The following is a 14,609-nucleotide window of genomic DNA, read 5'->3' as shown; positions in this document are numbered from 1 at the left end:
TTAGATTCCTACTGCGCCTGGAATGACAAACTGAGTGTATAAATGCATTACTTACTCTTCAACGTAACCACTTCAGCCGGGTTCGCAAAAGCACCACCATCCGTAATGGCTGAGGAATGGAAGTACTCTGCATTGGTAACAGCTCTTATTTCTTCAATATTGGATGAACGAAGTCCGCCTCCAACAAGTATTTCTATTCTTCCATCGGAAAGTTCAATCAGTTTTTTAATATTTTCTTTTCCTTCTGATACATTGGGTTTCTGGCCGGAGGTAAGAATGGTTGTAAAGCCACATTCAATTGCTTTTTCTAATGACTCTTCCAGGTTTGCAGCACGGTCAAAGGCACGGTGGAAAGTACACGGAAGCGGTGCGGCCAGTTCAACTAAAGTTTTATTCTGTTCAACATTAACCTCATCATTTTCGTTGAGAATACCAAATACAAAACCGTCTGCCTGTAAAGATTTCAAATGAACCAGCTCATTTTTCATCTGTTCAAATTCTGAATCCGAATAGGTAAAATCACCTCCTCTTGGGCGGATCATCACAAAAATCGGGATATTAATTTTTTCACGAAGCTTTTTCATTGTTTCAAAATCCGGAGTAGTTCCCCCTTCACTGAGACCGTCACATAATTCTATTCTGTCTGCTCCGTTTTCAAAAGCAATCATTGCTGATTCAGGATTAAAACACGCTATTTCTATTTTTGACATTGTATGTATCTGTTTAATTTTACTTTGGTTCGTCCTGCAATACATCTGCAATCAAAAAGGAACCGTTTTGTTTTACTACTTTTATTACTGCCGGATATTGGGCTTTAAAACTATTATCAGTCAACATTACATTAAAGATATATTCATCCTTTGAGGTAGATTTTAAATCACAGCTCCCGACTTCAATTTTATCCCAGTCCTGTGCTGTAATCAGGAAACCCACTCCAATTCCTGCTTTATTGGTATCAAATTTCGATTTCCATTTATCCTGAAATTCTTTTTCAGTCAGACTTCCCTCTACATCCATATCTACATTCGTTGCATCTGTTTTATACTCGAAATAGTCTTTGGTTGTGATCTTCTGCATATTATTTTCTTCACTTCCGATATCAGCTTTAAAATAATCTACAATGCTCTTCTCCAACCATTTTTCAGCATCTTCTGATTCATTGGATTCATTATTTAAAACTACTTTCTCTTCAGTCTGCTGCGGTTTGACATCTGTTTTAATCTCCTTCTTTCCTTCCTTGCATGCGATAATGAGAAATAAGGAAGCGATAATTGTTCTTTTCATATTTTAAGTTTTGGCTAAAGCCCTTGCATGGCTATATTTTATTAAGAACAAGCAAAGCTTATTCTTTTTTAATTTGAATTATTTCAAAGCAAATTCAGGAGTTTCAAGGCGGTTACCCTTCTGATCATACACGGCAAAATTGAACCCGTCCTGAATACAGTAAGAACCATATTCTCCCTGTTTATTGATCGCGATAAAACCTACCTGAATATCTTTCAGATTTTTGTTTCTTCTCTGATTGATTTTCACAATTCTTTCCACTGCTTCTTTGCACGCTTCCTGCGGGTTTCTGCCTTGTCTCATCAGTTCCACCACAAGATGGGTTCCTACCGTTCTTATGACTTCTTCACCATGGCCTGTTGCTGTAGCTGCTCCTACTTCATTATCTACAAACAGACCTGCTCCGATAATCGGGGAATCTCCTACTCTGCCGTGCATTTTAAAGGCCATTCCGCTGGTTGTACATGCGCCTGAAAGGTTTCCCTGAGCATCCAATGCGATCATTCCAATGGTATCGTGGTTTTCAATATTGGCAATGGGTTTATACTGGCTGGTTTTTAACCATTCTTTCCATTCTTTTTCGGATTCCGGAGTAAGAAGATTTTCTTTTTTAAATCCCTGTGAAAGGGCAAACTGCAATGCACCATCTCCTACCAGCATGACGTGAGGTGTTTTTTCCATTACTGCTCTGGCAACAGAAATAGGGTTTTTCACATGCTCCAGACATGCTACCGAACCAATATTATAATTTTCATCCATGATACAGGCATCCAGCGTTACTCTTCCATCTCTGTCCGGACGGCCTCCATATCCTACACTTCTTTCTTTGGGATCTAATTCTACAAGGCGAACTCCTTTTTCAACCGCATCCAAAGCTTTTCCTCCTTTTCCAAGGATTGTCCATGCTTCTTCATTAGCTTTTAATCCGAAATTCCAGGTAGAAAGGACAATCGGTTTGTTGACAGCTTTAGCAGTGGGTTCGGGTAATTCAGCAGCCATTAAATCTAATGGGTTTAAGGCAAGTGCTGCTGTTGCAATTCCCAGTTTTTTAATAAAACTTCTTCGGTTATTGTTCATGGTATCTCAAATTGTATAATGCTCACAAATCTAAAAAAAACTTCCATGAAATCCTCATGGCTGCTCAATGAATATCTGTGTATTATTTTTATTTATCTTTACTGCTGTAATGGACTCATTTAAAACTTTCAGAAATATCTCTTTCTTTCAGGAACTCTCTGATGAGGAAATTACTATTTTGGTCAATATCAGTACCCCAAAACTCCTTAGAAGAAAAGAAAAACTGGTAGAACCCGGTAAGTCTTTTAATCAACTGTTCATTCTTTCCCATGGATTATTAAGGTTTTTCTTTGATGATGAAAACGGGGTTGAAAGCAATCTTTTTCTCCCTTCTGAAAAGGAAGCCGTCATTATGGAAAGTCCGGAATCTTATGCTAATGAAAACGAAGGAAAATACACGATAGAAGCCGTACTGGAAAGCCAGATTTTCCTGTTCAACAAGAGTGAATTTGAAGAAGCCGCTTTTCAGCACAGAGGTATTTACAATGTGTATCTCAAATCTTTAAAACAGATTATCAGCACATTAAAAGTACGTACAGAACAGTTTTGCTCTACTTCTCCGCACTCTCGATACGAAGAGTTCCTGGAAACCCGTCCTTTTACTTCGCAGAACGCCAACAGAAAGTATATTGCCAATTTTCTGGGCATTACTCCCAACTCTCTCTCGAGGATGACAGCCCGCATCCATAAAAAAAGGAACGAAAGAAAAAAATAACTTAGGAATACTTTTTCTCACTTTATTCATTCTATTTTTGCTTACTGAAAACACTGTTACCCAAACAATTAAAAGCAAAATGAGAAAAATATCATCTAAAAAGACACCTTATTATTGAATCATCTTTAATCTTCCTTAAGATTCACAGTAACCAGGCATATAATTACTGACAGCCGGTTACCACCTTGTTTACATTTCATTATTACCTTATACAATTATTTTATGCAAAGAATACTCTTACTTCTTTGCCTGCTGTTATCATGCAATTTTGTTCAGGCATCAACAGGCAATTTAGAAGACAATATAGCGAATGCTGCTTCATGGTTAATTTTACTTGTTTTACCTCTTGCAGGCATTTATCTCTTCTGGAAAGTTCATATTTATCCGGAAAAAGTAGCAGAAAAAAAGAAACATCCTCAACTGAACGCCATAAAAAGTATGTGCCTCCTTTCCCTTGTTTTTGGAGGCCTTTTATGGCCGGTTGCTTTAATCTGGGCCAACTACGATTATGGTAACCAGAATGCCCCTGAAGAAGACACAGAAATCACGGAAGAAGAATTGAAAACCCTCGAAAATTAACAAACATGCTTGAATTACTAGTCGCAATATATGCCGGAATATGCTGGCTCCTTATTAAAAAATTAAAACTAATCCCCTGGACCTTTACCACACAGGTGGTAGTATACTCACTGCCTATCTTCGGATCTATTGCTTTGATATTAAGTTTAAATTACTACTGCCCTATTACTTCTGATGTAAAGGTAGGAAACAGAAGTGTGGATATTACCACGCAGGTTTTAGGAAAAGTGAAAAAGGTATATGTAACGACCAATCAGGAAGTAAAGAAAGGAGATACCTTATTTGTACTGGACAGAGAGCCTTATGTACAGGAAATAAAATCTTTGGAGGCCAAACTAAGCAATATGAAAGCTACTGTAAGCTCTTATAATACGGACATCTCAGCTTCCAGAAAAAATATTGCAGGGTTGCAGTCACAGCTGGATCTGGCTAATAAAAGAGCGGCTCAGTACAAAGAATTGGTGGAAGCCGGAGCTGCTAATAAATTTGATCTCGAACAGGCAATTACCAATGTACAGGATTTGCAGTCAAGAATCAGTGCTGCGCAGTCACAGCAACAATCTTTGGAAACCAAATCCAGTGCTTCTTATGATGGAGAAAATTCATCAGTGTCTGAAATTCAGGCAAAGCTGGATCAGGCAAAATGGAACCTCTCTCAAACCGTTGTTCTTGCTCCTACTGATGGAGTGATTCCCAATGTTCAGCTGAATGAAGGAGCGATCATGGCACCTTTTAAATCTGCTTTCGTGCTGATTCAGAAGCAGCAGTCTGTGATTGGATTCTTTGCACAGAATGAACTGGAAACCGTAAAAAAAGGTAATGAAGTTGAATTAGCTCTTAAAACAGAACCGGGAAAAGTTGTGAAAGCCAGACTTGAATATGTAATTGATGCTACCAGCCAGGGAATTATGAATAATGCCGGAGGAATGCTTGGAGGAAACGGGTCTACGGCCGGACTTCCTGATACGGCAAGACAATTGCCAGAAACTGATGGAAAACTTATTGCCAAGTTTGTATTGGAAGACAATCAGAAACAGCTCACCGTTGGGGCAAGAGGAACAGCTGTCATTTATTCTGACTATATCAAACCGCTTCATTTGATCCGAAAAGTAATGGTACGTGTAAGCAGTAAAGTCAATTATCTGATTCCTAAACTTCATTAACATGTACAAAAAATTAATTTTATTGAGTGTACTTTCCGTAAGTTTAAGTTCATGCATCGGTTATAAAGAGCCCACTAAGGAAAATATAAACGAACTTAAAGAAAAGAGTGAGATTGCTTCTCATATAGAAATTCCGGATGAATGGATTTTCGACAGAAAAGCAAACTCAAGATCGGTTTCCTATGACTGGATCAATGATCTTAAAACTCCTCAGCTGGAAGCGTTGATCAATGAAGGAATGCTTTATAATGCTGATCTTATTATTGCGAAGGAAAAACTGAATCAGGTTGAGCTGGCCATGGAAATTGCAGGAAGTGATCTTTATCCGAGTGTAAGTGCAGTAGCCAATACTTCCAATAATTTAGTGAGTGATACTCAGATCCGGCGTCTGGCATTAAAAGCCAATTGGGAGATTGACCTTTGGGGGAAAAATAAATCTTCACAGATGGCAAGCACCAGCAATTATTTTTCTGCAAAACATCAGAATACCTTGCTTCACCAATCTATTGCAGGGATGATTGCTAAGGCTTATTTCCTGAATATTGCGGGAAATATTCAGGAAGATAAAATTGAAAGTTATATTCAGAAGTCTAAAGACCTGGAAAAGCTGTACATCATTCAAAAGAAAGTTGGAACGGCAAATGCCTTAGATATTTCCAATATAACAGCAGAGATTATTTCTCTGCAAGGTTATCTGGAAAAAGTAAAAAACGCGAATACACAATCCAGAAGATCTCTGGAACTGCTCACCGGAAAATATCCGGAAGGAAAACTGGCCACTCAGAATTTTTTTAATGCTGTAACCACCGGTATTCCTGAATCTTTTCCGCTTGAGCTTTTAGAGAACAGATCAGACATACAGGCTAATCATTTTCAGATTGAAAAGGCTTTTTACGAAGTACAGCAGGCAAAAGCAGCAAGACTTCCTTCATTGAGTATAAGCACCTCTCTTGGCTCTGCCGGAAGTAATGTGGAATCTATCAATTCTTTATTTTCCAATCCGTTATTAAAAGTGGGCGGAGGATTAGTTTCTCCTTTATTCAATAGCGGAAAGTTAAAAAAGAATGTAGAGATTAAAAATTCCCAGCAGAAACAGGTTGTTGAAGAATATTCAAAAGCTGTCCTGAATGCTTTGAACGAAGTGGAATCTTCTTTAGCCAATCTTCGTTCCATTGAAAAGCAGATGACCTATACTACCAATGCTGTCAATGAAATGAAAAAAAATATTACCCTCACCGAAAAACAAATAAAAGTAGGTACCAACAACAGCTTTATACTGATCCGTAAGCAAAGAGATCTCCTTAAAAATGAAATGAACCTCATCAGTCTGGAACTTCAGTACAGAATAGAGCGTATTAATCTTTATATGGCTTTAGGAGCGGAGAACTTCATTTACTCATAATTTTATACATAAAAAAGACTGCAGGTTATTTTCTACAGTCTTTTTTAAGGTATTAATGGGGTAATTGATCTCTGAAATATCCATATACCCATGTTCCGGCAATTGCACTCAACAGGGTAACAGATACTGCCAAAGCTCCTGTTCCGATCTGAGCAAAAAGAGGCCCCGGGCAGGCTCCGGTAATGGCCCAGCCAAAACCGAATATCAATCCTCCATAAATCTGACCTTTATTGAACTTTTTAGGTGTCAGGGTAATAGGTTTACCATATATTGTCTTGATATTGAATTTTTTGATGAGCCACACAGAAATCATTCCCACCAACACGGCACTCCCAATGATTCCGTACATATGGAAAGACTGCAGACGGAACATTTCCTGTATTCTGAACCAGCTGATCACTTCTGCTTTCACAAATATAATCCCAAAAATAATTCCTGCAGCAAGGTACTTCAGGTTGTGATACCATCGGTAAGTAAGTGTACTTTCGTTTACACAAACAGCATCCTGATGACGTATATCCTGTTCTTTTTCTTTTATCATTTTAAATTCTTTTTTTAATTATACCTACAGGGAAAGGATCACAGGCAGAATAAGATTGGCCATTAAAAAGCCACCTATCATAAAGCAGATTGTTGCCACTAAAGAAGGCCACTGCAAATTGGAAAGTCCCATGATAGCATGTCCGCTGGTACATCCTCCTGCGTATCTTGTTCCGAAACCTACTAAAAAACCACCGACAACCATTGTGATAAATCCTCTCAAGGTTAACAAACTTTCAAAGTTCATGAGCTGTCCCGGGACCAGATTGCTGTAATCTGTAATTCCATAGCCTGCCAGTTCCGTTTTCAGATCGGGATTTACTGTTATTTCATTTGGATTAACCAAAAAATGGGCAGCAATCATTCCTCCGAAGAAAATTCCAGCTACAAAGAATAAATTCCAGGATTCTTTTTTCCAGTCGTATTTGAAAAAATTCACATTGGCGGGTATACAGGCTGCGCAGATATGCCTAAGCGAGGAACTGATTCCAAAGGATTTATTTCCCATCAACAATAAGGCGGGAACGGTAAGGCCAATCAATGGACCTGCAATATACCATGGCCACGGTTCTTTTATAATCTCCAACATTTCTTTTTTTTAATCTAATTTATTTAAAATTTTAGTTTGACACACAAAGTCGCTTTTAGGAATACTTGTCAATGAAATAGCTTTAAAACCTCCTTCAATTTCTGTGAAATTCCTATACCCTCTTGCCTGAAGGATACTTGCAGCCATTGTACTTCTATATCCGCTTCCGCAATGCATATAAAAGTGTTCTTCAAGCTGTAAGCGATTAATCCATTCATTAATATACGCTAAAGGCATGCTGTAAGCTTCATGAATGTGTTCAGCATTATATTCACTTTCTCTCCTTATATCAATGATTTTTGCTTCTTTTTCTTTTACCTCGGTTTCAAACTGTTCTGCAGAGATACGGTTGACAAAATCAGTTTCTTTTCCGCTCTTTTCCCAGGCTTTAAAACCTCCATTCAAAAATCCTAAAATATGATCGAACCCTACTCTGCTTAATCTCGTTACGGCTTCTTCTTCGGTTCCTTTTCCCGTTACCAGAAGAATAGGTTGGTTCACATCAGCAATTAAAGCACCTACCCAAGGGGCAAAATCACCGTCCAGTCCTATATTGACCGACTGCGGGATAAAACCTTTGGCAAATTCATGATTGTCTCTCACGTCTAAAATCAGAGCTCCTGAAGCTTCAGCAATTTCCTCAAACTGTTCCGGAGCCAGTGCATGCAATCCTTTTGAAAGAACTTCATCAAAACTGCTGTATCCTTTTTTATTCATCATAACATTCATTCCAAAATAAGCAGGAGGAGGCAAAAGTCCATCTGTTACTTCTTTTATAAAACTCTGTCTGTCCTTTTGATTCAAAGCATAATTGGTCTTTTTCTGGTTTCCCAGTGTATCTACCGTTTTTTTCTGCATATTTTTACCGCAGGCTGAACCAGCTCCATGAGCAGGATATACCGTAATATCATCATCCAAAGGCAAAATTTTATGATACAAACTGTCATATAAAAGTCCTGCCAGTTCTTCCTGAGTCATATTCGCTCCTTTCTGTGCAAGATCCGGACGGCCTACATCTCCCAGGAATAAAGTGTCTCCGCTAAATAATACTTTTTCATCTCCATTTTCATCTATCAACAAATAACATGAGCTCTCAAGAGTATGCCCTGGTGTATGAAGAACCTTGATTGTAATATCTCCTATTTCAAATATCTGATGATCTTCTGAAATGATAGCCTCAAACTCTGGTTTTGCAGTTGGGCCATACACAATCGGAGCTCCGGTTTTATTGCTTAAATCAAGGTGTCCGCTGACAAAATCAGCATGAAAATGGGTTTCAAAAATATATTTCAATTCTACTCCATCTTCCTTCAGTCTGTTGATATAAGGTTGTGTCTCTCTTAAAGGATCGATAATTGCCGCCTCACCTGCTGAAGTAATATAATAAGCTCCCTGTGCCAGGCATCCTGTATAAATCTGTTTTATTTTCATTGTCTCTATTTTTTGATGTTGTTATCTGATACAAATCTCCCGCTTTCTTTTTTCCTCTACAGCTACTTTTGTTACATAAGAGATTTAAAGAAATATTTCTTTGGTAATAATGTAAATACCCATGATCAGGATAAACCATCCGAATGCCGGTTTTAGTTTTTTTCCATCTATCTTTTTTGATAGCTGTGAACCTATTATAATTCCTGCAACAGCAATTGTCGCGATAGAAATCAATAGTTTCCACTCTATTTTTACGTGATTTGCAGAAGAAAAAAAGCCTATCAAAGAATTGAAGGAGATAATGACTAAAGAAGTCCCTATCGCGATCTTCATGGGAATTTTTAAGAGGTTAACCAATGCCGGAATAATCATAAAACCACCTCCTGCTCCTACCAATCCGGTTAGAACACCCACAACAGAACCCTGTCCTGCAGCCAGCAAAGTATTATTCTTATCTGCAGCTCTTTCTGAAAGTTTTTCTGAAGCATTGCCCTTTATCATTTTATAAGAAGCCAGAATCATCAGGCCTGCGAAAATCAATAATAAAAAAATGTCTCTGGTAATGGTAAAGTTCTGTATTCTGAATACCTCTTCCGGAATTAAAGGGAGAAGGTATATTCTGGTTAAAAAGATGGAAAGCACAGAAGGAATTCCGAATATCATTGCCATCTTAAAATTGACCAACCCTTTTTTAAAATACGAAACAGATCCAACAAGACTGCTTATTCCCACTATAAAAAGGGAATATTCCGTTGCCAGAAAGGCATCGAGACCAAAGAGATAAACAAGGACCGGAACGGTGAGAATACTTCCCCCACCTCCGATCAAACCGAGAGAAATCCCGATTAAAACTGCTGCTGCATACCCTATAATTTCCATTTTACTATTCAAATATTCTGATGCAAAAATGGGAAAGTGAAAGGAAGGCTACAGCTACTTTTGTTACATAAGGAAGGTTTAAAACGAATGAACACTAATATGTTTACAAAGAACACAAGAAAATTACCCGAGATTGGTTCTCCTTTGGTTCGCAATGACAGGTTGACCACCCCGTCAAAAATTCTCTGAATTTTCGCCACCCCACCAAAGGAGGGGAATGTGAGTGCCCTTGATTAAAATGAGGTATCGTTTATGAATTAAGGGTTTTCAGGAGGGTAATTTTGTTTCTGCCCAGCTTTACTTTTCCGTCTTCTTCCAGTTGCTTGAGGAGCCTCGAGACTACTACTCTTGCAGTTCCCAGCTCATTTGCAAGCTGTTCATGAGTTGTAGTGATGGTTTCAGAGTGGGTAAGTTCAGATTTTTTCTGCAGCAGATTCAGCAGTCTTTGATCTACTTTTTTGAAAGCAATCGCATTGATGATATCCAATAGTTCTTCAAACCTTTTATGATACAATCTGAAGATATAGTCTAACCATTCCGGGTGCTCTTTGATGAATAAAGATACTTTGTCTACCGGTAAAAAAAGAATTTCCGCATCTTCTTCGATTTCGGCTTTTACGATGCTTTTTTCGTTATGCATTCCACCAAGAAAAGACATGATACAGCTTTCTCCCGCTTTGATGTAGTATAGTAAAATTTCACGTCCGTCTTCTTCAGTCCTGATGACCTTCAGCATTCCTTTCATCACAATAGGAATAGAACGAATGGAAGCATTTTCATCTAAGATGATATCTCCTTCATGGTAATTTTTCGTTGTACCATATTGATACAGCTTTTCTACCAGATCTGGTGATGAAAATTCGGAAGAAAGTATGGTATTGTCCTGCATAATTTTAATTCTAAATTATTTATGTTTTAGGTAATTTACCATTTGATTTACTAATATCGAATCTTTTTTATCAAATTGAAAGCATTTAATATCAGTATAATAACTTTTTTTATCTGAGTATAGATAGTTTGTCAGCCATTCACTGCTCTTGGAATTTATAAAAGCTTTATCTAATGACCTACCAATAACTCGATTATTTTCAGAATGACAGCTTAAGCAATTGTATTCATAATTAGTTAATCCAGTTTCTTTGTTTTTGTTTGAGAAATTCTTCTTATCTAAAATATTTGAATTGCCAATATTGTCTATTTTAAAACCAGATAATATTGTAGCAACTTTTTTCCTATCTTTTAATGAAGATGATGATATAATAACTCCATCTAATGAATCTAATTTTGGAACATAAATATTATAAAATCCTTGTTTAGAATTTGGTATTTCAATTACGGCTTCTCTCCCATTTATTTCAATTTGTTCCCTTAAATTCTCACTTAATTTATTTTTGTAAATTTTATGATTATATCTTCCATAATTTATAAATATAGTATCTTCATTATTAGTTAAATATGCACTATAAGAATCAATCATCTTTGGTTCTATTAATTTCCAATCAGAAGGATAATTAAAACTAACTTTTCCTATTTTAAATTCTTTTGCTTTTACATTCTCAGGCTTACATGAAAACATAAAAAAAAACAATAAAATGAAGGAAATTGATTTGTACATAAGTCTGATAATATTGCAACTAATAAGGCTAATTTACGCCAATTTCATCTACAAACAGCCATGCCTTTGAATCTGCTCCAGGATTTCCTGCCGGAATAATGCCCGCATTTTCAATGCTTACTTTCAGATATTTTGCATTCTGTGTTCCTACATTCAATCTGATTTTCCCTTTGGCATTTTGAATTTCTGCAGTGCCAATTTCCTTGATCATTTTAAAATTCTTATTATCATCAGAAACGAAAATTTTCGCAGATTTTGCAAGGTGAATCCAGCTTCCTTTATTTTCTAGGGTATTGAAATAAACTTCGGAAAAAGCTGTTTTCTGACCAAAATCTATGGTTGCCACAACATCTTTCCCCTGGAAGCCAAGCCATGTTTTACCAAGCTGTTTTACATTTCCGATAATACCATCTACCAAAGTAAAAGCACCTCCAAAAGAATAATTTTCACTTGGCTGCTGTTCAAGACTTATGCTTTTCCCAGTAGTTTTTGAAATGGTAAATTGCTGGGTAGAAACAGCACTTTTCAGCTGGCCATCTTCAAAATAAGCTGATTTTATCGTTAAAGAATTAGGAATCTGAACCATTTTCTCATAAGTTTTAGAGTTGATCGAAGGATCTGTTCCGTCTAAAGTATATCTGATTCCGTTTGAGTTCTGTGAGGTAGACAGTTCATAAGCAATCCCATTATTTGAGGGAATTACTTTTCCGGTGATATTATAAATGCTTTTTGCATAGTTCACCTTCATCTTATCCAGAACTTTAAACTGATTGATCACCCTGTTTTCAAACTCTTTATAATTTTTAGGATCTGAGGTTCCCCAACCCACTTCGGAAAGTGCCATTAATCTTGGGAAGATCATATATTGAACCTGTTTAAAGTCTAAAATATATTCCGTCCATAAGTTAGCCTGAACTCCCATAATATATTTCGCCTGTTCGGCATTCAGTTCGGAAGGAATAGGATTGTAAGAATATACTTTGTCTAAAGGAGTAAAACCACCAAAAGCATTAGGCTCAGACTGCGGATCTCCCTGATAATGGTCAAAATAACAGTATGCTCCGGGAGTCATTACGGCAAAGTGTTTTGATTTTGCTGCTTCAATACCACCGTTTACACCAGTCCAGCTCATCACAGCAGCATTGGGTGCCAGCCCTCCTTCTAAAATTTCGTCCCAACCAATGATTTTTCGTCCTTTGCTGTTGACATATTTTTCAATTCTATGAATAAAATAGCTTTGTAAACCATGTTCATCTTTTAAGTTATTTTTCTTAATCAATTCCTGACAATGCGCACATTCTTTCCATCGCGTTTTCGGACATTCGTCACCTCCGATATGAATGTATTTGGATGGAAATAACTTCATCACTTCATCCAAAACATTTTCCAGGAAAGTAAATGTTTCATCTTTCGGGCAGAAAACATCATCAAAAACGCCCCATTTAGTAGCAGGCTCAAAAGGGCCTTTTGTACAGGCCAGTTCAGGATATGCAGATAATGCGGCCAAAGCATGCCCAGGCATTTCGATTTCCGGAACTACTGTAATATGTCTGTCCTGAGCATATTTTACTACTTCTTTTATTTGTTCCTGAGTATAAAAATAAGGTCCGTAAGGCTTCCCGTCAAAAGTATTATCAACATAAGCCCCGATCATTGATTCTTTACGTTTTGAACCTATCTGAGTCAGTTTTGGATATTTTTTAATTTCAATTCTCCATCCCTGATCATCTGTTAAATGCCAGTGGAAAGTATTCAGCTTGTACATTGCCAGATAGTCTATATATTGCTTCACTTCATCTACTGTGAAAAAATGGCGGCAGACATCCAGATGCATTCCTCTCCATGCAAATTTCGGTTGATCTTCAATTTTTAAAGCCGGAATTTTCTTACTCTCTTTATACTGCTCAAAAACCTGAATCAATGTTTGCAGTGCCAGAAAATAACCTTGCTTAGTATAAGATTTTATATGAATCTGCTTAGGAGAAATTCCTATTGAATAATATTCTTTTTTCTGTTCTGCATCTGTTGGAGCTACAGGAATTATAGAATAGGTCAAATGGCTTCCACCATCTTTTTGAATTTCTTGGAATTTAAACCCAGAGCCTAACCTTTTTTTGAAAACCCCTGTTTCCTCTTTTGGTAAATTGCTGCTTAATAGCAGAGTTTCAGGGATTATAAATTCACCCTGTGAAAATTCAACTTTTTGAGGATAAGGGATTAGATTCAATTTATTCTGGGCAAAAATTACATTTGAAATCAATACAAAAAATACTAAAAAAGTCCGTATCATTGGATGAAATTAAGATTTGAGCTAAGATAATTATTTTTCAAAACTCTTAGCCCTTTTTAAAAACAAAATTTAAACATCTTAAATTGTTAGTTTCTTGTGAATGGACAATTTACCGTTTGCCAAATTATTTTCTTAGATATTATTCTATTATATTCTGTACATTATGGTTTGTTTTTTGATCAACTTAGTCGACTTAAAAAAATTAAAAGATTTAAATTTGTAAAAAAATAGGATGAAAAAAAACTTTTTCCTGGCAGTCGGATTATTATTCTCAATGTCAACACAGGCACAAATTTTCGATATCATAAAATCTGCCGTTAAAGATAAAACAGGCGTAGATCTGAATGTTCCCGTAAAAAATAATGGTGCTAAAACTACCACCACAACCACAACTTCCACTCAGACTAATAAATCATCTGCTAATCTTGGAAACCTTACCTCTACCCAGATTTCTTCAGGATTAAAAGAAGCCTTAAGTATGGGAGTAACGGACGGAGTCAAAAAACTGGCGATTACGGATGGTTTTTTCAAAAATGAAGCGGTAAAAATTTTAATGCCAGAAAAATTAAGAAAGATTGATACCACTTTACGTTCCATCGGTATGGGAAGTCTTGCTGATGAAGGCGTAAAATTATTAAACAGAGCTGCTGAAGATGCCGTAACAGAAGCTGCTCCTATTTTCACCAATGCCATTACTTCCATGACCATTACAGATGCCAAGAATATTTTATTGGGCAGTAATAATGCAGCAACAAGTTATCTTCAGGGGAAAACCCAGAGCCAGCTGTTCAGTGCTTTCCAGCCTAAAGTAAAGGCATCATTAGGAAAAGTAGGTGCTGATACGCTTTGGAAAAACCTGATTTCAAAATACAATACTTTTACAGGACAATCTGTAACAACAGATCTTAACGAATATGTTACTACAGAAACCATCAATGGTGTATTCAAAATGGTTGCAGATAAAGAAAGCGGAATCAGAAATACTCCTGCAATGAGAACGACAAGCATTTTGCAGAAGGTGTTTGGGGCGCAGGATGAGAAATAA

General features: G+C 36.9%; 15 protein-coding genes. 5 read left to right on the top strand and 10 right to left on the bottom strand.

The window, feature by feature from the left end; genetic code table 11:
- Positions 1–47: 47 nt before the first annotated feature.
- The 3 genes from DYR29_RS22250 to DYR29_RS22240 form a co-directional block, all read right to left on the bottom strand.
- Positions 48–710, bottom strand: a complete 663-nt coding sequence (locus DYR29_RS22250) for a copper homeostasis protein CutC (protein ID WP_213278582.1) — start codon at positions 708–710, stop codon at positions 48–50.
- A 19-nt stretch (positions 711–729) separates the two neighbouring features.
- Complete coding sequence (locus tag DYR29_RS22245) at positions 730–1,284, bottom strand: hypothetical protein (protein ID WP_213278581.1); 555 nt, start codon at positions 1,282–1,284, stop codon at positions 730–732.
- A gap of 78 nt (positions 1,285–1,362) precedes the next feature.
- Positions 1,363–2,361 carry an isoaspartyl peptidase/L-asparaginase family protein gene (locus tag DYR29_RS22240; protein WP_213278580.1) on the bottom strand — a complete coding sequence of 333 codons (999 nt, stop codon included), beginning with the start codon at positions 2,359–2,361 and terminating at the stop codon, positions 1,363–1,365.
- 109 nt (positions 2,362–2,470) lie between these two features.
- Here DYR29_RS22240 and DYR29_RS22235 point away from each other — a divergent pair, with 109 nt between their 5' ends.
- The 4 genes from DYR29_RS22235 (at position 2,471) to DYR29_RS22220 (ending at position 6,220) form a co-directional block, all read left to right on the top strand.
- The gene (locus DYR29_RS22235) at positions 2,471–3,076 is read left to right on the top strand and encodes a Crp/Fnr family transcriptional regulator (RefSeq protein ID WP_213278579.1); all 606 of its coding nucleotides are present in this window, start codon (positions 2,471–2,473) and stop codon (positions 3,074–3,076) included.
- Positions 3,077–3,298: 222 nt separating this feature from the next.
- Entirely contained in the window at positions 3,299–3,655 is a 357-nt protein-coding gene (locus tag DYR29_RS22230; RefSeq protein WP_213278578.1) for a DUF3302 domain-containing protein, read from the top strand.
- A 5-nt stretch (positions 3,656–3,660) separates the two neighbouring features.
- Positions 3,661–4,818 (top strand): HlyD family secretion protein, encoded by a 1,158-nt coding sequence (locus tag DYR29_RS22225; RefSeq protein WP_213278577.1) that lies wholly within the window; start codon positions 3,661–3,663, stop codon positions 4,816–4,818.
- Between the two features lies 1 nt (position 4,819).
- Positions 4,820–6,220, top strand: coding sequence for a TolC family protein (locus DYR29_RS22220; RefSeq protein ID WP_213278576.1), 1,401 nt, complete (start codon positions 4,820–4,822; stop codon positions 6,218–6,220).
- Between the two features lie 52 nt (positions 6,221–6,272).
- Here DYR29_RS22220 and DYR29_RS22215 read toward each other — a convergent pair whose 3' ends face one another.
- The 7 genes from DYR29_RS22215 to DYR29_RS22185 form a co-directional block, all read right to left on the bottom strand.
- Positions 6,273–6,761, bottom strand: coding sequence for a DUF6691 family protein (locus DYR29_RS22215; RefSeq protein ID WP_213278575.1), 489 nt, complete (start codon positions 6,759–6,761; stop codon positions 6,273–6,275).
- Positions 6,762–6,785: 24 nt separating this feature from the next.
- Positions 6,786–7,349: a YeeE/YedE family protein gene (locus DYR29_RS22210; RefSeq protein ID WP_213278574.1), complete on the bottom strand. Its 564-nt coding sequence runs from the start codon at positions 7,347–7,349 to the stop codon at positions 6,786–6,788.
- Between the two features lie 9 nt (positions 7,350–7,358).
- Entirely contained in the window at positions 7,359–8,780 is a 1,422-nt protein-coding gene (locus DYR29_RS22205; protein ID WP_213278573.1) for an MBL fold metallo-hydrolase, read from the bottom strand.
- Between the two features lie 84 nt (positions 8,781–8,864).
- Positions 8,865–9,659, bottom strand: a complete 795-nt coding sequence (locus tag DYR29_RS22200) for a sulfite exporter TauE/SafE family protein (RefSeq protein WP_213278572.1) — start codon at positions 9,657–9,659, stop codon at positions 8,865–8,867.
- A gap of 250 nt (positions 9,660–9,909) precedes the next feature.
- Positions 9,910–10,548: a Crp/Fnr family transcriptional regulator gene (locus tag DYR29_RS22195; protein WP_213278571.1), complete on the bottom strand. Its 639-nt coding sequence runs from the start codon at positions 10,546–10,548 to the stop codon at positions 9,910–9,912.
- Positions 10,549–10,563: 15 nt separating this feature from the next.
- Positions 10,564–11,274: a hypothetical protein gene (locus DYR29_RS22190; protein ID WP_213278570.1), complete on the bottom strand. Its 711-nt coding sequence runs from the start codon at positions 11,272–11,274 to the stop codon at positions 10,564–10,566.
- Between the two features lie 28 nt (positions 11,275–11,302).
- The gene (locus tag DYR29_RS22185; RefSeq protein WP_213278569.1) at positions 11,303–13,564 is read right to left on the bottom strand and encodes a glycoside hydrolase family 20 protein; all 2,262 of its coding nucleotides are present in this window, start codon (positions 13,562–13,564) and stop codon (positions 11,303–11,305) included.
- Positions 13,565–13,796: 232 nt separating this feature from the next.
- On the opposite strand from DYR29_RS22185, the gene DYR29_RS22180 reads away from it, so the two are divergent.
- Entirely contained in the window at positions 13,797–14,609 is an 813-nt protein-coding gene (locus DYR29_RS22180) for a DUF4197 domain-containing protein (protein ID WP_213278568.1), read from the top strand.

This window comes from Chryseobacterium indologenes (assembly GCF_018362995.1).
Classification (GTDB): Bacteria; Bacteroidota; Bacteroidia; order Flavobacteriales; family Weeksellaceae; genus Chryseobacterium; species Chryseobacterium indologenes_G.
The sequence above is the reverse complement of the archived record's forward strand: the minus strand, read 5'-3'. Positions and strand labels throughout refer to the sequence as shown.